Here is a 16,894-nt window from a genome sequence, read left to right as displayed (position 1 = left end):
GCGTGCGCCGCACCGCCCTTGCCCTTCCGCTCGCGATCCTGCTGGTCGCGGGCGGATGCAAGGAGGTGCCGGCACCCGAAGCCGCTTATTGTGTCGGCGTTCCGCAGATAGCGCTGCAGGGACGTGTAACCGATGCGGCGGCGATCCTGAACGACGAGGAGGAAGCCCGTTTGGCGCAGCGTCTCGCCCGTTACGAAGCCCGGACCAGCCATCAGACGGTCGTAGCGACCGTGGCGACGCTCAATGGCGCCACGGTGGAGGACTTCTCCACCTGTCTCGGCAATCGCTGGGGTATCGGACGCAAGGATCATGACGACGGCATCCTGATCCTTGTCGCGCCCAACGAGCGGCGCGTGCGCATCGCGACCGGAACGGGCATGGAAAAACTGCTGCCCGACGAAAGGGCCAAGGCCGTGATCGACGCGATGACCCCACGCTTTCAGGCGGGCGACTATGCCGGCGGCCTGACCGTGGGGATCGACGCCATCGCCGCGCAAACGGGAGAGCCGCAATGAAGTCGATCCTGCTCGGCTGGGCGCTGGGCCTGTCGCTGCTCGCCGCGCCTGACCGCCGCCCAGACCTTTCCGAAGCTGACCGGCCGCGTCGTCGATGAGGCCGGGATCATTCCCGATGCCGAGGAAGCGGCACTGACGACGCAGCTCGAGGCGCTGGAGACCAGGACCGGCCATCAGTTCGTCGTTGCCACGGTCAAGGACCTCGAAGGCCATGACATCGCCGATTACGGCTACCGGCTCGGCCGCGAATGGAAGATCGGCGACGCCGAAAAGGACGACGGCGTCGTCTTCCTGATCGCGCCCAACGAGCGGCGGATGAACATCTCGGTCGGCTATGGTTTGGAGCCCGTATTGACCGACGCGATGTCGGGGCGGATCATCCGCGACACCGTCACCCCGCTGTTCAAGGCCGGCGACATGCCCGGCGGCATCCAGGCGGGCGTCGACGCGATCGCCGAGCAGATCCAGCTGACCCCCGAGGAGGCCGCGGCGCGCGCGGCGCAGATCGAGGCGCAGGAACGCGACCGCGCCAACGACGGCGATATCGGCGGGCTCTTGTTCGTCGGCCTCATCATCTTTTTCTTCTTTGTCCTGCCGATCCTGTCGAGCATGGGGAGGAAGGGCCGGCTGCCGCCGCAAGAACAGCCCCTGGGGCGCGCCCATCGTCATCTGGGGCGACAACGACTGGGGCAGCGGCAGCGGCGGGTCGAGCTGGGGCGGCGGCTGGGGCAGCGGCGGCGGATCGTCATGGGGCGGCGGCGGCGGCTTTTCGGGCGGCGGCGGCAGCTTCGGCGGCGGCGGCGCGTCGGGCGGCTGGTAGGGGAACGCAGGGAAATGCCACGCAAAGTCAGCCATGTCGGCGAAGCCGATCACGACCTCGTCACCGCGGCGGTCGCCGAGGCCGAGGCGCATACCAGCGGCGAGATCGTCACCGTCATCGCGGCGCAGTCGAACGATTATGACGATGTCGCGCTCGTCTGGGCGAGCATCATCGCCTTCATCGCCATGTCGGTGATCGCGCTCTTTCCCGATTTCTATCGCGGCCTTTATGACCGGCTGACCGGCGGCTGGGGCTATGAGCTGACGGCCAATCAATGGCTTGGCACGGTGATCGCGATCGGCGTGCTCAAATGGATCGGCATGTGGCTGATCCTGCTGTGGCGTCCACTGCGCCTGTGGCTGACCCCGCGCGCGATCCTGGCGGGCCGCGTCCGCGCGCGCGCGATCGACCTGTTCAAGGTCGGCACCGAGGCGAAGACGCTCGGCCGCACCGGCATATTGCTCTACGTCAGCCTGAAGGAGCATCGCGCCGACATCGTCGCCGACGAGGCGATCGCCGCGAAAGTCTCGCCCGAGGTGTGGGGTGACGCGATGGCGGCGCTGATCGGCCATGTCCGCGCGGGCTCGACCGGGCGAAGGCATGGCGGAGGCGGTGCGCCAGATGGGTGCCGTGCTCGCCGAACATTTTCCCAAGGGTGACGAGAATCCCAACGAACTGCCCGACCGGCTGATCGAACTCTGATCCACGACCTTTTGCGTTCCGATTCCCCGAGCGAAGACGAAGGGGCCGTTCGAGCGTAGCGAGAAACAGCATCATCGCAGCCTCGACTGCGCTCGGCAAAGCCCCTCGTCTTCGCTCGGGGAATCGGTCTAAGAGCCAACATCAGCCCCGACAAAGGACCAGCCATGCCCCGCCCCACGCCCGACACCCCGATCGAAACGCGCTGGGAAGGCCGCTTCATCACCGTTCGGCAACAGGGGACATGGGAATATGTCTCGCGCTCGCGGGGCATCCATGCGGCGGTGATCCTGGCGATCGACGATGCCCCCGACGGACGCCATGTCATCCTGGTCGAACAATATCGCGTGCCGATGGGCATGAACTGCCTCGAACTGCCCGCGGGGCTGGTCGGTGACGACACCGCGGGCGAAGCTGCCGAACTCGCCGCGGCGCGCGAACTCGACGAGGAGACGGGCTATGCCGCCGCGCATTGGCGCAATGCCGGCGAATTTTATTCGTCACCGGGCATGGTCACCGAAAGCTTCACCCTGCTGGTGGCCACCGGCCTCACCAAGGTCGGCGAAGGCGGCGGGGTCGACAGCGAGGACATCACCGTCCACCGCGTCCCGCTCGCCGAAATCGAGGATTTCGTGGCGGCGAAACGCGCCGAGGGCTGCGGCATCGACGTGCGCGTGGCGATGCTGCTGGTGGGCGGGTTATTGGACCACGTCTAGACCCGTTCGTGTCGAGCGAAGTCGAGACACCTGGCAGGCATGCACGGCCGTTGGGCATCTCGACTTCGCTCGATGCGAACGGAGAAAGAGTTATTTCCCCTTGAAGCGCCAGCGCAGCACCGGTCGCGCCAATAACAGCCCGGCGACAAACCCGCCGACATGCGCCCAGATCGCGATATTGCCGAAACCCGCGCCGCCCGTGAGGCCAATCAGCAGCTGCAGCCCGATCCACGCCGCGGCAAGCCACAGCGCGCGCACCCAATGGCCGGGGATCGGCCCGATCGCCGAGCGCACGCGAGCGGCTGAAGATCAGCGCATAGACCGCGACCAGCGCCGAAATCGCTCCGCTTGCGCCGATCACGACGGTCAGCGATTCGGGGTTGGCGATCCATTGCGCCAGCGCCCCCGCATATGCCCCCGCGACGAGCAGCAAGGCCGTTGCCAGGGATCCCAGCGGCGCTTCGAGCTGGCGTCCGATGAAGATCAATATGACCATGTTGAAGACGAGATGCAGCATCCCGCTGTGCAGGAAGGCCGAACTGAGCGGGGTGAGCGCAAAGGGCAGCATCGTCCCCGGCGGCGCGATCAGCTCGCTGCCGAAACGCCCCGGGATGAAACCCGCGCCGATGAAGGCCTGATGCTCGAACCCGGTGATCGCCAGCAGGATCGACACGACCACGCACGCCGCGGCATAGCCGGTGACGACGGGCGTATTCCGGGCGCCGTTCATCGACGCGGCCCGATCAGACGAATTCGATCTTGGTCACCAGATAATATTTGTCGCCCGCGGGCACCGTCACCTCGATCTCGTCATCGACGCGGCGGCCGATCAATGCGCGGCCGAGCGGCGAGTTATAGCTGATCTTGCCGTCCTTGGCGTCGGCTTCGGCCTGCCCGACGATCTGATACTTGACCGGCTTGTCGTCCTCGTCGGCGAGGGTGACGGTCGCGCCGAACACGATGCGGTCGCCCGACAGCGTCGTGGGGTCGATCACCTGGGCGCGCGACAATTTGTCTTCCAGGTCGCCGATCGAGGCTTCGACCTGGCCCTGGCGTTCCTTGGCGGCGTGATATTCGGCATTTTCCGAAAGGTCGCCATGCGCGCGCGCTTCCTCGATCGCGTCCACGATCAACGGCCGCTCGGCCTTGAGCGCATTGAGCTGCGCGCTCAGCTTCTCATAGCCTTCCGCCAGCATCGGCACCTTTTCAACGCTTGCCATTATCCTGTTGTCCTTCGTCAAATATTCCGCCTCGGCGGGAGAGCGCCGGGCGGCAGAGCCGCTGGTTCCGTCGATGTCGGGGGGTGAAGCGGTCCCTCAATAATAGTCCTGAAGCGGCTTTACTTCAAGACTGTGCGCGCGCAGTGCCCCGATCGCATGGGTCGCCGCCTCGCTGCCCGCCGCGGTCGTATAATAGGCGACGTCGGCCGCGAGCGCCGAGGCGCGGATCGACTGCGAGTCCTGCAACGACTGCCACCCTTCGGTGGTGTTGAAGATCAGCTGCACGTCGCCGTCCTTGATCCGGTCGACGATATGCGGACGCCCTTCGGCCACCTTGTTGACGCGCTCGACCGCGATGCCCTGCGCATCGAGATAGTCGGCGGTGCCCCCCGTCGCGATGACGCGCCAGCCCCAGGCCCGAAGCTGCTTCACCGCATCGACGATGCGCGGCTTGTCGCTGTCCTTGACCGACACGAACAGCCGCCCGTCGGTCGGTAGCCGGTCGCCCGCGCCGAGCTGCGCCTTGGCAAAGGCGAGGTTGAAATTGCTGTCGATTCCCATGACTTCGCCGGTGGACTTCATTTCGGGCGACAGCACCGGATCGGTGCCGGGGAAGCGCGCGAAAGGGAATACCGCCTCCTTCACCGCGACATGCCGGATGTCGCGGTTGATCCGGGGCAGGTCGGCGAGCTTCTCGCCCGCCATCACCCGCGCCGCGATCTTGGCGATCGGCGAGCCCACCGCCTTGGCGACGAAGGGCACCGTGCGGCTGGCGCGCGGGTTGACCTCGATCAGATACACCTCGTCGCCCTTCACCGCGAACTGGATGTTCATCAGGCCGCGCACGTCCAATGCGCGCGCCAGCGCGTCGGCCTGCCGCTCGATTTCGGCGACGATGTCGGCGGACAGGCTGTAGGGCGGGATCGAGCAGGCGCTGTCGCCCGAATGCACCCCGGCTTCCTCGATATGCTGGAGCACCCCCGCGACGACCACATCGGTGCCATCGCATAACGCATCCACATCCACCTCGATCGCGTCGCGCAGATAGCGGTCGATCAGCACCGGGGAATCGCCCGACACCTGCACCGCGGTCTCGATATAATGTTCGAGCTGCGCCTGATCGTCGACGATCTCCATCGCGCGGCCGCCGAGCACATAGGAAGGGCGCGTCAGCACCGGATAACCGATGCGCGCCGCGACCGCGACGGCTTCCTCGCGGCTGCGCGCGATGCCATTCTCGGGCTGTTTCAGGCCCAGCTTGTTGACGAGCGCCGCGAAACGCTCGCGGTCCTCGGCGAGGTCGATCGCATCGGGCGAGGTACCCAGGATCGGGATACCCGCTTCCTCCAGCGCCTGCGCGAGCTTGAGCGGCGTCTGGCCGCCGAACTGGACGATCACGCCGACGAGCGTGCCGTTCGACATTTCGACGTGCAGGATTTCCAGCACGTCCTCGGCGGTCAGCGGTTCGAAATAGAGGCGGTCCGACGTGTCGTAATCGGTGCTCACCGTTTCCGGGTTGCAGTTGATCATGATCGTTTCATAGCCCGCCTCTTCCAATGCGAAGCAGGCGTGGCAGCAGCAATAGTCGAACTCGATCCCCTGCCCGATCCGGTTCGGGCCGCCGCCCAATATGACGACCTTCTTGCGGTCGCTCGGGTTCGCCTCGCACTCGGGCTCGCCAAAGGTCGGCGCCTCATAGGTCGAATAGAGATAGGGCGTCTGCGCCTGGAATTCGGCGGCGCAGGTGTCGATGGTCTTGAACACCGGCCGCACGCCGAGCCGATGGCGCAGCGCGCGCACCTCGGCCTCGGTTACGCCGCCGGTCATCGCCTTCACCGCCTCGTGGATCAGCCCGCTGCCGCGCGCGGTCGCGCGCGCCGCGCCGGGGCGCAGATGCGCCGACTGGAGCGCCAGATAGGCGAGCCTCTTGTCGCTGAACCCCATCGCTTTCAGCTTGCGCAGACCCGCGGCCTCGCGCGGCAAACCATTTTCGAGCACATCTTGCTCGGCCGCGACGATCTCGGCGATGCGTTCGAGGAACCACATGTCGTAGCCGGCGACGCGATTGATCTCGGTCAGCGGCAGCCCCTCGCGGATCGCCTGCGCGGTGTTGAGCAGCCGATCGGGCGTGCGCTGCGCCAGTTCGCTGCGCAATTGATCGTGGCTCGCCCCGACGAGGCGCTCGACGAAGTTGAAGCCCGACAGGCCGGTTTCCAGCCCGCGCAGGGCCTTTTGCAGCGATTCATGGATCGTGCGGCCGATCGCCATCACTTCGCCGACCGACTTCATCGCGGTCGACAGCACCGCCTCGGCGCCCTTGAACTTTTCGAAGGCAAAGCGCGGAATCTTGGTCACAATATAGTCGATCGTCGGTTCGAACGAGGCCGGGGTCACCCCGGTGATGTCGTTCATGATCTCGTCGAGCGTATAGCCGACCGCCAGCTTCGCCGCGACCTTGGCGATCGGAAAACCCGTCGCCTTCGACGCGAGCGCGCTACTGCGCGATACGCGCGGATTCATCTCGATCACGATCAGGCGGCCGTCCTTGGGGTTCACCGCGAACTGGACGTTCGACCCGCCGGTCTCGACCCCGATCTCGCGCAGGCACGCGATGCTCGCGTTGCGCATGATCTGATATTCCTTGTCGGTCAGCGTCAGCGCCGGCGCGACGGTGATGCTGTCGCCGGTATGCACGCCCATCGGATCGACATTCTCGATCGAGCAGATGATGATGCAATTGTCCTTGCGGTCGCGCACCACCTCCATCTCATATTCTTTCCAGCCGAGGAGCGATTCCTCGATCAGGACTTCGGTGGTGGGCGAGGCGATCAGGCCACCGCGTACGATATGCTCGAATTCCTCGCGGTTATAGGCGATGCCGCCGCCGGTGCCGCCGAGCGTGAAGGACGGACGGATGATCGAGGGCAGCCCGGTGCGTTCGAGCACCGCGAACGCCTCGTCGAGCGTGTGCGCGACGCCGCTGCGCGCGCTTTCCAGCCCGATCTTGTCCATCGCGTCGCGGAACTTCTGCCGGTCCTCGGCCTTGTCGATCGCCTCGGCATCGGCACCGATCATCTCGACGCCATATTTGGTCAGCGTGCCGTCGTTGAACAAGGCGAGCGCGGTGTTGAGCGCGGTCTGTCCGCCCATCGTCGGCAACACCGCGTCGGGGCGCTCCTTGGCGATGATCTTGGCGACGATCTCGGGCGTGATCGGCTCGACATAGGTCGCGTCGGCAAGGTCGGGATCGGTCATGATCGTCGCCGGGTTGGAGTTGACGAGGACGATGCGATAGCCCTCCTCCTTCAGCGCCTTGATCGCCTGCGTCCCCGAATAGTCGAACTCGCACGCCTGGCCGATAACGATCGGGCCGGCGCCGATGACGAGGATGGTTTTTATGTCGGTTCTTTTGGGCATTAAAAACTCCAGGCCTTCCCCCGAGAGGGGGAAGGATGTGTAGCCTTGGCGGCTTCGCCGCCTAGGCGAAGCTGGATGAGGGAGTGGAGCGGTGGCGTTCGCCCTTGACCGTCGAACCCCCACACCCCAACCCTCTCCCCACCGGGGAGAGGGGGAAGATCGTGACGGACAAGCGATTGACAAGGGTGGCGCGCAGATTGCGACGCGAACCCACCGAGGCGGAGAAGAGGCTTTGGTCGCGGCTGCGCGGAAAGCAGCTGAGCGTCCAATTCACCCGGCAGTTCCCGATCGGCCCGTTCGTGGCCGATTTTGCCTGCCGGTCGATGAAACTCGTCGTCGAGGTCGATGGCGGGCAGCACGCCGACAGCGTCGATGATGCCGAGCGCACGCGCGTGATCGAGGCGCATGGCTACAGCGTGATCCGCTTCTGGAATAATGATGTGCTCGCCAACACCGACGGCGTAGTTGCGATGATCCTCGAACAACTCGCCATCGCCCGCGGCCAATAAAGCCCTCCCCCTTGAGGGGGAGGGTTGGGTGGGGGTGTACGCACGCCAGCGAGGACGCGCGGCCTGACGGCCTCGCTCCCCCACCCCCAACCCCTCCCCGACGGGGAGGGGGGTAGCAATGCCGAAACCCTGGTTCACTGCACATTCCGATCGACACCAATCTGCGGATCGGTCCCGCCCACCTCGGCGATGAAGTCGAGCACCGGCCGCGCCGTCGCCGCAACCCAGGCCGCGTCGGGCACGACGTCCTCATATTCGAAGATCAGATGATGCCGCCCGACCCCGCGCGCTTCGGCAAAGCCGCGCGCCTCGGCGAGCTGCACCGCCTCATAGGGCAGGCGCCGCGCGCAGGTGATGTTGAGCCGCACCCCCGCGCCCCAGCGCTCGGGATGCGCCGCGGCATCAGCGGCGAGCGCATCGAACTGGTCTGCAAAATCCGTCATGCGCTACCAACTTTGCCAAAGTTCAACTCGACCGACTCGATATATCCCGAGGAGCCGTTCTGGATTGGCTTCAGAAAGCCTGCATGTTCAGCGATCTTGATACATCCACGATCCAAGAACACCTGACCTCGCCCGCCAAGCTCAAAAACAACGGGAATCTCCGTCGAGTGAATTGTTTCAGCCAGACGAATCAGATTGCGATAGAAACTCGCCTGCCGAGCAGTGAAACCTGCGGGCTTATCCGATAGGTCTTCGGCTCTCATCGGCTTGTACGACGCGTTCATGTCTCGAACGGTGTCGAACCCCGGACCGTCTTCAAGTTCGGCGACAATGTGAATCATTTCAACCCGCCCACGAACTTCTCGAACAGATAGAAGCTGTCCTGCGGCCCCGGACTCGCCTCGGGATGATATTGCACGCTGAACGCCTGCTTCCCCGTCACCGCGATGCCGCAGTTCGATCCGTCGAACAGACTCTTGTGCGTCTCGACCACGCCCTTGGGCAGCGTCGCGGTATCGACGGCGAAGCCGTGGTTCATGCTGGTGATCTCGACCACGCCGTCGCCCTCGTCGCCGCCGACGCGCTGCACCGGGTGGTTCGCGCCGCGATGGCCCTGGTGCATCTTCACCGTCTTCGCCCCCGCCGCGATGGCGAGGAGCTGATGGCCGAGGCAGATGCCGAAGATCGGTACGTTGCGCTCGAGCAGCCCCTTGATCACGGGCACGGCATATTCGCCCGTCGCCGCGGGGTCGCCCGGGCCGTTCGACAGGAACACGCCGGCGGGGCGCAGCGCGATGATCTCGTCGAGGCTCGTCTTCGCGGGCACCACCGTCACCCGCGCCCCGGCCTTCACCAGATTGCGGAAGATATTGTCCTTCGCGCCATAATCGACGGCGACGACATGGGGTTTCTGCGCTGTCCCTTGATTTCCGTTCGTGTCGAGCGAAGTCGAGACACCCCGCGTTGGTTCACTGCCGATGGGCATCTCGACTTCGCTCGATGCGAACGGTTTTTCATAACCCGACCCCAGATGCCATACCCCCGCATCCCACGCCCCCTGCCGCTCGCGCGTCACCGTCTTGGCGAGGTCCATCCCCTCCAGCCCCGGCCAGCCCTGCGCGAGCATCAGCAGCCGATCGAGGTCGAACTGGCCGTCGGGGCTGTGCGCGACGACGCCGGTCGGCGCGCCGGCGTCGCGGATGCGGCGCGTCAGCGCGCGCGTGTCGATACCGGCAAGGCCGATCAGCCCCTGCGCCTTCATCCAGTCGGGCAGCGGCTGGACGCTGCGGAAATTGCTGGGCGCCGTCGGCAGTTCGCGCGTGATGCAGCCGATCGCGGCGCGCTTGTCGCGCTCCATATCCTCGGGGTTGGCGCCGACATTGCCGATGTGCGGAAAGGTGAAGGTGATGATCTGCCCGGCATAGCTCGGGTCGGTCAGGATTTCCTGATAGCCGGTCATCGCGGTGTTGAAACAAATCTCGCCCACACCGGCCCCGGCAGCGCCATAGCCCAGCCCCCACAGGATCGTCCCGTCGGCGAGGACGAGGACGCCGGTGGCGCCGGCGGGCTGGCTTTTGGGCGCGGCTGTGGGGTTGGCTGGTGCCATTCAACATGCTCCGGACAGAAGGCTAAACGGCCGACCAACTAGGCGGCAAAAAAGTGATTCACAAGCTATCGGTTTCGGAAACTTGGCGCTAGAGAGGGCCTTTCCGAAATTTGCAGCGCATGGGGACACGCATGATTCGTGACGACATCAAGGCTGCGCAGGTCGCCGCGATGAAGGCCGGCGACAAGGCGCGGCTCGGCACCATCCGGCTGATGCTGGCCAAGATCAAGGACAGGGACATCGAACTGCGCACCGGCACGCCGCCGGCCGACGACGATGTGCTGGTCACCGACGTGCTGCAGAAAATGGTCAAGCAGCGCCGCGAGTCGATCGCCATGTACGAACAGGGCGGCCGCCAGGAACTCGCCGACATCGAAGCCGCCGAGGTCGCGGTGATCGAGGATTTCCTGCCCGCGCAATTGTCCGACGACGAGGCGACGGCGGCGATCAAGGCGATCGTCGCGGAACTGGGCGCGGCCAGCCTGAAGGACATGGGCCGCGTGATGGCCGCGGTGAAGGAGCGGCTGGGCGCGCAGCTCGACATGAGCAAGGCGAGCGGGTGGGTGAAGGCGGCTTTGGCGGGGTGAAGCGGCGGGTCCTCCCCTAACCCCTCCCGCAAGCGGGAGGGGAACTGGTCGGGCCGCAAGCGCATATTCTCCCCTCCCGCTTGCGGGAGGGGTCGGGGGAGGGCCTGTTGGATAAGGGCTACAAACGACCCACAAAGCGCTCCCGCGAACTCCGCAACAACGCCACCGAAGCAGAGCGCAAGCTTTGGACTTATATTAGCGCCCGGAAACTTGCTGAGCGTGCGCTTCAATCGGCAGTTTCCCATCGGCCCCTGCATCTGCGATTTCGTGTCTCGGACCGAGAAGCTCGTCATTGAAGTCGATGGCGGGCAGCACGCGGTTGATGTAGCGAAAGACGAAGCGCGCACGGCCTATTTGCAAGTTCAGGGATATCGGGTGATCCGTTTCTGGAACAATGATGTGTTGGAACGGATCGAGGGCGTCGTGGCCGAGATCGAGCGAGTGCTTTCAAACAGGCCCTCCCCCGCCCCCTCCCGCAAGCGGGAGGGGAGTTGATGACCCTCACCCCGCAATGGCTTGACGAACTGCGCTCGCGCATCACCCTGTCGTCGCTCATCGGCCGCACGGTGAAGATCACCCGCGCCGGCCGCGAATACAAAGCCTGCTGCCCCTTCCACAACGAAAAGACCCCCAGCTTCACGATCAACGACGAAAAGGGCTTCTATCACTGCTTCGGCTGCAGCGCCCACGGCGATGCGATCCGCTGGATGACCGACCAGCGCGGCCTGTCCTTCATGGACGCGGTCAAGGAACTCGCCGCCGAAGCGGGCATGGAAGTCCCCGCCCCCGACCCGCGCGCCGCCAAAAAAGCCGAGGAACAGGCGAGCCTGCGCGACGTGACGCAGGCCGCCGCCGACTGGTTCTCCCAGCAACTCGGCAGCAGCAACGGCGCCCCCGCGCGCGATTACCTGACGAAACGCGGCATTTCGGAGGCGACGCGCAAGGCCTTCGGCTTCGGCCTCGCCCCCGACAGCCGCAGCGCGCTGAAGGAGGCGCTCAGGAAATTCCCGACCGCGATGCTCGTCGAATCGGGCATGCTGATCGCTGTCGACAACAAGGAGCCTTACGACCGCTTCCGCGGCCGGCTGATGATCCCGATCCGCGATGCGCGCGGGCGAGTGATCGCCTTCGGCGGACGCATCCTCGGCGACGGCGAGCCCAAATATCTGAACTCACCCGACACGCCGCTCTTCGACAAGGGCCGCACCCTCTACAATCTCGACAAGGCCTCGCCCGCCTCGCGCCAGACGAACCGGATCATCGTCGTCGAAGGCTATATGGACGTGATCGCGCTCGCCGAGGCGGGCATCGCCGACGCCGTCGCGCCGCTCGGCACCGCGCTCACCGAGAACCAGCTCGGCCTGATCTGGCGGATGGTCCCCGTCCCCATCCTCTGTTTCGACGGCGATGCCGCCGGGCAGAAAGCCGCGATGCGCGCCGCGATGCGCGCCCTGCCCTTGCTCCGCCCCGGTTTCAGCCTTGCCTTCGCGACGCTGCCCGCCGGACAGGACCCCGACGATATCGTCCGTGCGCGGGGCGCGGCGGGTTTCCGCGAAATCCTTGAGGATGCGCAGCCCTTGGTCGAGCGCCTGTGGGCGCACGAGGTCGCGGCGGGCCCGCTCGCCACCCCCGAGGAGCGCGCGGCGCTCAAGACCCGCCTGCTCGCCCACGCCGATGCGATCGACGACGCCGACGTCCGCCACCATTATCGCGAAGCCTTCCGCGAACGGCTCGACGCGCTCTTCACGCGCAAACAGCCCGAGCGTGGACCGCGCGTCCCCTGGGCACCGCAGGCCCCGCGCGGCGGCCAGCGCCGCTTCGGCCCCGACCCGCGCCTGCAACCTCCGGGGGATGCGACGCGTAGCATCGGACAGGCGGGCATCGCCGGCCCCTTGCTCGCCGCGCTGCTCGGCGGGCTGCTGCGCTACCCCGCCGCGCTGCGCCGCCATGAAGAGGCGCTGTGCCGGCTGCCGGTCGCCGATCCGGTCGATGCCGAACTGCTCGGTATAATGCTTGACACGGCAAATGCCCAAGAAGGGCTTGATACTGAGGGCTTGCTTGCCATATTGGAGCCGATGAAAGTGTATAATAGGGCGACGACATTGCTCAGAGCCGATGGAATGCACTTTTCGTTCAATCGCAGGCTGGACAGCAAAGATGGGGCCGATGCGGCGCGGGAAACCGCGCTTCGCGACCTCGACGAATATATCGGTGTGCTCGTGACGCAGCCCGAGATCCGTGCCCGGCTTGCCGAGGCGACCGCGGATTATATGCGCACGATGGACGACGAAGGCCATGCGCGGCAGCAGAAGCTGCGCGCGATGGACGAAGACTTGACCCGCCGCCTGGCCGCGTTGTCCGACAGCGGCGGCCAGTAACGACCCGTTGATGCCCCATTAGGCAGGAAGAATAGATGGCCACCAAGAATAGCGAAACCGAAGCCGACACCGACGGCCCGCTGATCGACCTCAACGAGGCCGACGTCAAAAAGCTGATCGCGCGCGGCAAGAAGCGCGGCTACCTGACCTATGACGAGCTCAATGCGGCGCTGCCGCAGGACGAAATGTCGTCCGAGCAGATCGAGGACATCATGTCGGCGATCTCCGACATGGGCATCAACATCGTCGAGAGCGACGAGGATGTCCAGGAAGAGGCCGAGCAGGAAACCGACGACGAGGTCGATGTCAGCGCCGGCACCGGATCGCTGTCGAACCCCGCGATCGAGAAGAAGAAGGAAACGGTCGATCGCACCGACGATCCCGTTCGCATGTATCTGCGCGAAATGGGCGCGGTCGAACTCTTGAGCCGCGAAGGCGAAATCGCGATCGCTAAGCGCATCGAGGCGGGCCGCGACACGATGATCCTGGGCCTCTGCGAAAGTCCGCTGACCTTCAACGCGATCATCGAATGGTCGAACGCGCTCAACAACGGCGACATGCAGCTGCGCGAGATCGTCGATCTCGAAGCGATGCTGTCGAAGGACCCGGCGCCCGAAAATCTCGAGGAAGAAGGCGCCGAGGACGACGGCGAGATCAGCGAGAAGAACGCCGGCGTCTCGTTCAAGGACGAGGATGAGGTCGAGGAAGAACCCGCCGCCGACGGCGACGACGAGGACGGCGAAGGCTCGTCGGGCAAGCGCGAGAGCTTCGAGGACGACGACGAGGACAATACGCTGAGCCTCGCGGCGATGGAGGAATTGCTCAAGCCCGACGCGCTGGAGAAGTTCGCCAACATCACCAAGAGCTTCAAGGCGTTCCAGAAGCTGCAGGAAGCGCGGCTCGACTCGCTGTCGGGCGGCGACGAATTCCCGTCGGCGTCGGAGAAGAAATATCACAAGCTGCGCGAGGAGCTGACCGCGCAGGTCGAAAGCGTGCAGTTCCACGGCACCAAGATCGAATATCTGGTCGACCAGCTCTACAGCTACAACCGCCGCCTGACCGCATTGGGCGGCCAGATGCTGCGCCTCGCCGAGCGCCACAAGGTGCCGCGTAAGGCCTTCCTCGACCATTATGTCGGCCGCGAGCTCGAAGAGAATTGGCTCGACGAGGTCGGCAAGCTCGACAAGAAATGGGCGGCTTTCGCCGAGAATGAAGCGGGCGCGGTCGACCGTATCCGCATCGAGATCAGCGAAATCGCGCAGGCCGCGGGCATGAGCCTGACCGAATTCCGCCGCGTCGTGAACATGGTGCAAAAGGGCGAACGCGAAGCGCGCATCGCCAAGAAGGAAATGGTCGAGGCGAACCTGCGCCTCGTCATCTCGATCGCCAAGAAATACACCAACCGCGGGCTGCAATTCCTCGACCTGATCCAGGAAGGCAATATCGGCCTGATGAAGGCGGTCGACAAGTTCGAGTATCGCCGCGGCTACAAGTTCAGCACCTATGCGACCTGGTGGATCCGCCAGGCGATCACCCGCTCGATCGCCGACCAGGCGCGCACGATCCGCATCCCGGTGCATATGATCGAAACGATCAACAAGCTGGTGCGGTGCAGCCGCCAGTTCCTCCACGAAAGCGGCCGCGAGCCGACGCCGGAGGAAATGGCCGAGCGCCTGTCGATGCCGCTCGAAAAGGTCCGCAAGGTGATGAAGATCGCCAAGGAGCCGATCAGCCTCGAAACGCCGATCGGCGACGAGGAAGACAGCCACCTCGGCGATTTCATCGAGGACAAGAATGCGGTGATCCCGGTCGATGCCGCGGTCCAGTCGAACCTCAAGGAAACGGTGACCCGAGTCCTCGCGTCGCTTACCCCGCGCGAGGAGCGCGTGCTGCGCATGCGTTTCGGCATCGGGATGAACACCGATCACACGCTCGAGGAAGTCGGCCAGCAGTTCAGCGTGACCCGCGAACGCATCCGCCAGATCGAGGCGAAGGCGCTGCGCAAGCTCAAGCACCCGAGCCGCAGCCGCAAGATGCGGTCGTTCCTCGACCAGTAAGACAAGGCCCCGCTTCGGCGGGGTCTTTTTTGTTTGTGGGTTTCGGGCGGTGGGATGGCGGGTATCGGGCGATACCTGCCGTTCCCCGGCGCAAGCCGGGGTCCATGAGAAGGCTGCGTTCGCCATCTGGACCCCGGCTTTCGCCGGGGAACGGGAAGGGCTGAAACGAGGCAATCGCGATCAAGCCGCCTCATGAATCCCGTTCGTGTCGAGCGAAGTCGAGACACCCATTGGTCGCGTGCGCCTTCGGGGTGTCTCGACTTCGCTCGACACGAACGGACATAGAGGACGGTCCGCCTTCCACCCCGATCCCGCCACCTTTCCATCGCCCCGCCTTCCCGGCCCAGCGGCGTCTCCACCACCCATTGACCCCGCGTTAACCATTGTCGGTCATAGCTTTGCGATCAATTCGACGTGGGTGGCGCAATGAAATTCGATTCCATCAATCCGGCGGCTCCGATCCTCGACCAGTCGGTCGCCAGCGACTGTGGCGAGCTTGCCGTCGGGTGCAGCGAGGCGGCGGGGCGGATCAAGCGGTCGACCGACCAGATGGATCGGCAGATCGTCGAGCTCGGCTAGGCTCGAGGAGTTCGTCGTCAGCCTCGAATCCGACCAGCGCCAGATCGCGGATTCGACCGACGAAGCGAAATTGCTCTCGGCGCGTGCCTGCGAACAGCTCGACACCGGCGCCGAGCGCGTCAATGCCGCGGTCACCGAATTCCGGTCGGTCATCGACCTCGTGGCGCGGCTCGGCACGCATGTCACCAATTTCGCCGCGGTGATGGAGCAGGTGCAGCAGGTCAGCCAGTCGATCGAGTCGATCGCCAAGACCACCAATATGCTCGCGCTCAACGCCGCGATCGAGGCCGAGCGGGCGGGCGACGCCGGGCGGACCTTTGCGGTGGTCGCCGCCGAGGTGAAGAAGCTGGCGCAGAATACGCGCAGCGCCACCGACGAAATCCGCCGCAGCATAGGCAGCCTAGCGACCGAAGCGAGCGGGCTGGTCACCGAGATCCAGTCGGGGGTCGAACAGTCGAGCCGCGCCGAGGCGCAGTTCGAGACGATCACCGACGCGCTGCACGACGCGACGCACCTCGTCGCGCTGCTCGACGACCAGAGCGACCGCATCGCGCAGTCGAGCGCGATGGTCCACGCCAATGGCGCCAAGGTGCGCGAGGCGGTCGACCGCGTCGTCGCGTCGGTGCGCGACAACAGCGCCACCTTGGACGGCACGCGCGATTCGATCCTGAAGATGGAGAGCGTCTCCAACCGCATGTTCAATGCGGTGATTTCGGCGGGCGTGTCCCCGCGCGATTCCGCGGTGGTCGAGCTGGCGTCGCGGGTGCGCGACCAGTTCGTCGCGATCGCCGAACTCGCCATCGCCAAGGGCGAGCTGTCGATGGAGCAATTGTTCGACACCGATTATGTCCGCGTGCCGGGGTCGAATCCCGAACGTTTCCGCACCACGCTGTGCGACTGGGCCGACGTCAACTGGCGGCCGCTGTTCGACCATATCGTCGCCAACCATCCCGAGGTGAAGATGTCGTCGGCGGGCGACATGAACGGATTCCTGCCGACGCACATCACCGACTGCTCGCGCGCGCCGACGGGCGATATCGAGCATGACACCGCGCATTGCCGCAACGGCCGCATCCTGTTCGACGAGACCGACAAGGCGGCGAAAAAGAGCAATGCGCCCTTCTTCATGGCGGTCTATCGCCAGGAAGGCGACGGCACCAATTATGTCACGGTGCGCAATGTCTATATGCCGGTGGTGATCAACGGGCGCCGCTGGGGCGATGTCGAGGTGGCGTACCAGCTTTAGCGCCCGCGCCCACGCTGTTTCACTCCGTTTCCCCGAGCGAAGACGAGGGGCTATGCCGAGCGAAGTCGAGGCAGCGACGTCGCTGGTTCTCGCTGCGCTCGA

The 16,894-nt window shown here is 65.3% G+C and carries 17 protein-coding genes and 3 pseudogenes; 13 read left to right on the top strand and 7 right to left on the bottom strand.

The features are described from left to right. The first annotated feature begins 2 nt into the window (after nt 1-2). The 4 genes and pseudogenes from N0A20_RS01820 (at nt 3) to N0A20_RS01805 (ending at nt 2,750) form a co-directional block, all read left to right on the top strand. The gene (locus tag N0A20_RS01820; protein WP_260582329.1) at nt 3-515 is read left to right on the top strand and encodes a TPM domain-containing protein; all 513 of its coding nucleotides are present in this window, start codon (nt 3-5) and stop codon (nt 513-515) included. A gap of 75 nt (nt 516-590) precedes the next feature. Next, nucleotides 591-914 (top strand): annotated as a pseudogene (locus N0A20_RS19940) (TPM domain-containing protein); the annotation flags it as partial. A gap of 435 nt (nt 915-1,349) precedes the next feature. Further along, nucleotides 1,350-2,037, top strand: a pseudogene (locus N0A20_RS01810) (TPM domain-containing protein). A gap of 164 nt (nt 2,038-2,201) precedes the next feature. Beyond that, nucleotides 2,202-2,750, top strand: a complete 549-nt coding sequence (locus tag N0A20_RS01805) for an NUDIX hydrolase (protein WP_260582328.1) — start codon at nt 2,202-2,204, stop codon at nt 2,748-2,750. Nucleotides 2,751-2,840: 90 nt separating this feature from the next. On the opposite strand, the gene N0A20_RS01800 is transcribed toward N0A20_RS01805, so the two are convergent. Further along, nucleotides 2,841-3,044: a rhomboid family intramembrane serine protease gene (locus N0A20_RS01800; protein WP_260582327.1), complete on the bottom strand. Its 204-nt coding sequence runs from the start codon at nt 3,042-3,044 to the stop codon at nt 2,841-2,843. Between the two features lie 52 nt (nt 3,045-3,096). Next, nucleotides 3,097-3,246 (bottom strand): annotated as a pseudogene (locus N0A20_RS01795) (rhomboid family intramembrane serine protease); the annotation flags it as partial. On the opposite strand from N0A20_RS01795, the gene N0A20_RS01790 reads away from it, so the two are divergent. Beyond that, nucleotides 3,239-3,388: a hypothetical protein gene (locus tag N0A20_RS01790; RefSeq protein ID WP_260582326.1), complete on the top strand. Its 150-nt coding sequence runs from the start codon at nt 3,239-3,241 to the stop codon at nt 3,386-3,388. The pseudogene N0A20_RS01795 and the gene N0A20_RS01790 overlap by 8 nt on opposite strands. Nucleotides 3,389-3,493: 105 nt before the next feature. Here N0A20_RS01790 and greA read toward each other — a convergent pair whose 3' ends face one another. Both greA and carB read right to left on the bottom strand, forming a co-directional pair. Beyond that, nucleotides 3,494-3,970, bottom strand: a complete 477-nt coding sequence (greA, locus tag N0A20_RS01785; RefSeq protein ID WP_260582325.1) for a transcription elongation factor GreA — start codon at nt 3,968-3,970, stop codon at nt 3,494-3,496. Nucleotides 3,971-4,066: 96 nt separating this feature from the next. Next, the gene (gene carB / locus N0A20_RS01780) at nt 4,067-7,387 is read right to left on the bottom strand and encodes a carbamoyl-phosphate synthase large subunit (RefSeq protein WP_260582324.1); all 3,321 of its coding nucleotides are present in this window, start codon (nt 7,385-7,387) and stop codon (nt 4,067-4,069) included. Nucleotides 7,388-7,491: 104 nt separating this feature from the next. On the opposite strand from carB, the gene N0A20_RS01775 reads away from it, so the two are divergent. Then, entirely contained in the window at nt 7,492-7,896 is a 405-nt protein-coding gene (locus N0A20_RS01775) for a DUF559 domain-containing protein (protein WP_312846587.1), read from the top strand. A 134-nt stretch (nt 7,897-8,030) separates the two neighbouring features. Here N0A20_RS01775 and N0A20_RS01770 read toward each other — a convergent pair whose 3' ends face one another. The 3 genes from N0A20_RS01770 to carA are packed head-to-tail and all read right to left on the bottom strand — an operon-like array spanning nt 8,031 to nt 9,945. Next, entirely contained in the window at nt 8,031-8,339 is a 309-nt protein-coding gene (locus N0A20_RS01770; protein ID WP_260582323.1) for a hypothetical protein, read from the bottom strand. Then, nucleotides 8,336-8,680, bottom strand: coding sequence for a hypothetical protein (locus N0A20_RS01765; RefSeq protein WP_260582322.1), 345 nt, complete (start codon nt 8,678-8,680; stop codon nt 8,336-8,338). Before N0A20_RS01765 ends, N0A20_RS01770 begins: the two co-directional genes overlap by 4 nt. Beyond that, the gene (gene carA / locus N0A20_RS01760) at nt 8,677-9,945 is read right to left on the bottom strand and encodes a glutamine-hydrolyzing carbamoyl-phosphate synthase small subunit (RefSeq protein WP_260582321.1); all 1,269 of its coding nucleotides are present in this window, start codon (nt 9,943-9,945) and stop codon (nt 8,677-8,679) included. The genes N0A20_RS01765 and carA overlap by 4 nt, the downstream gene beginning before the upstream one ends. A 131-nt stretch (nt 9,946-10,076) precedes the next feature. Here carA and N0A20_RS01755 point away from each other — a divergent pair, with 131 nt between their 5' ends. From N0A20_RS01755 to N0A20_RS01725, 7 genes are all read left to right on the top strand, one after another. After that, nucleotides 10,077-10,532: a GatB/YqeY domain-containing protein gene (locus N0A20_RS01755; RefSeq protein WP_260582320.1), complete on the top strand. Its 456-nt coding sequence runs from the start codon at nt 10,077-10,079 to the stop codon at nt 10,530-10,532. An 80-nt stretch (nt 10,533-10,612) separates the two neighbouring features. Beyond that, nucleotides 10,613-10,828 carry a DUF559 domain-containing protein gene (locus N0A20_RS01750; RefSeq protein ID WP_312846586.1) on the top strand — a complete coding sequence of 72 codons (216 nt, stop codon included), beginning with the start codon at nt 10,613-10,615 and terminating at the stop codon, nt 10,826-10,828. Next, entirely contained in the window at nt 10,752-11,027 is a 276-nt protein-coding gene (locus N0A20_RS01745; RefSeq protein WP_260583985.1) for an endonuclease domain-containing protein, read from the top strand. The genes N0A20_RS01750 and N0A20_RS01745 overlap by 77 nt, the downstream gene beginning before the upstream one ends. Then, on the top strand, nt 11,027-12,910 hold the full coding sequence (gene dnaG / locus N0A20_RS01740; protein WP_260582317.1) for a DNA primase: 1,884 nt from the start codon (nt 11,027-11,029) through the stop codon (nt 12,908-12,910). Before N0A20_RS01745 ends, dnaG begins: the two co-directional genes overlap by 1 nt. A gap of 35 nt (nt 12,911-12,945) precedes the next feature. After that, nucleotides 12,946-14,967 (top strand): RNA polymerase sigma factor RpoD, encoded by a 2,022-nt coding sequence (gene rpoD / locus N0A20_RS01735; RefSeq protein ID WP_260582316.1) that lies wholly within the window; start codon nt 12,946-12,948, stop codon nt 14,965-14,967. A gap of 426 nt (nt 14,968-15,393) precedes the next feature. After that, the gene (locus N0A20_RS01730) at nt 15,394-15,546 is read left to right on the top strand and encodes a hypothetical protein (protein ID WP_260582313.1); all 153 of its coding nucleotides are present in this window, start codon (nt 15,394-15,396) and stop codon (nt 15,544-15,546) included. A gap of 70 nt (nt 15,547-15,616) precedes the next feature. After that, nucleotides 15,617-16,792: a methyl-accepting chemotaxis protein gene (locus tag N0A20_RS01725; RefSeq protein ID WP_260582312.1), complete on the top strand. Its 1,176-nt coding sequence runs from the start codon at nt 15,617-15,619 to the stop codon at nt 16,790-16,792. Nucleotides 16,793-16,894: the final 102 nt, after the last annotated feature.

The sequence above is a fragment of the Sphingopyxis sp. PET50 genome (assembly GCF_025244705.1).
Taxonomy (GTDB): Bacteria; Pseudomonadota; Alphaproteobacteria; order Sphingomonadales; family Sphingomonadaceae; genus Sphingopyxis.
The sequence above is the reverse complement of the archived record's forward strand: the minus strand, read 5'-3'. Positions and strand labels throughout refer to the sequence as shown.

What these genes read in the sequence shown, in the direction of transcription:
- N0A20_RS01770 (WP_260582323.1), bottom strand. Translation starts at nt 8,339, where the DNA reads ATGACGGATTTTGCAGACCAGTTCGATGCGCTCGCCGCTGATGCCGCG.
- dnaG (WP_260582317.1), top strand. Translation starts at nt 11,027, where the DNA reads ATGACCCTCACCCCGCAATGGCTTGACGAACTGCGCTCGCGCATCACC.
- greA (WP_260582325.1), bottom strand. Translation starts at nt 3,970, where the DNA reads ATGGCAAGCGTTGAAAAGGTGCCGATGCTGGCGGAAGGCTATGAGAAG.
- N0A20_RS01730 (WP_260582313.1), top strand. Translation starts at nt 15,394, where the DNA reads ATGAAATTCGATTCCATCAATCCGGCGGCTCCGATCCTCGACCAGTCG.
- N0A20_RS01755 (WP_260582320.1), top strand. Translation starts at nt 10,077, where the DNA reads ATGATTCGTGACGACATCAAGGCTGCGCAGGTCGCCGCGATGAAGGCC.
- N0A20_RS01790 (WP_260582326.1), top strand. Translation starts at nt 3,239, where the DNA reads ATGACCATGTTGAAGACGAGATGCAGCATCCCGCTGTGCAGGAAGGCC.
- carA (WP_260582321.1), bottom strand. Translation starts at nt 9,945, where the DNA reads ATGGCACCAGCCAACCCCACAGCCGCGCCCAAAAGCCAGCCCGCCGGC.
- carB (WP_260582324.1), bottom strand. Translation starts at nt 7,387, where the DNA reads ATGCCCAAAAGAACCGACATAAAAACCATCCTCGTCATCGGCGCCGGC.
- N0A20_RS01765 (WP_260582322.1), bottom strand. Translation starts at nt 8,680, where the DNA reads ATGATTCACATTGTCGCCGAACTTGAAGACGGTCCGGGGTTCGACACC.
- N0A20_RS01805 (WP_260582328.1), top strand. Translation starts at nt 2,202, where the DNA reads ATGCCCCGCCCCACGCCCGACACCCCGATCGAAACGCGCTGGGAAGGC.
- rpoD (WP_260582316.1), top strand. Translation starts at nt 12,946, where the DNA reads ATGGCCACCAAGAATAGCGAAACCGAAGCCGACACCGACGGCCCGCTG.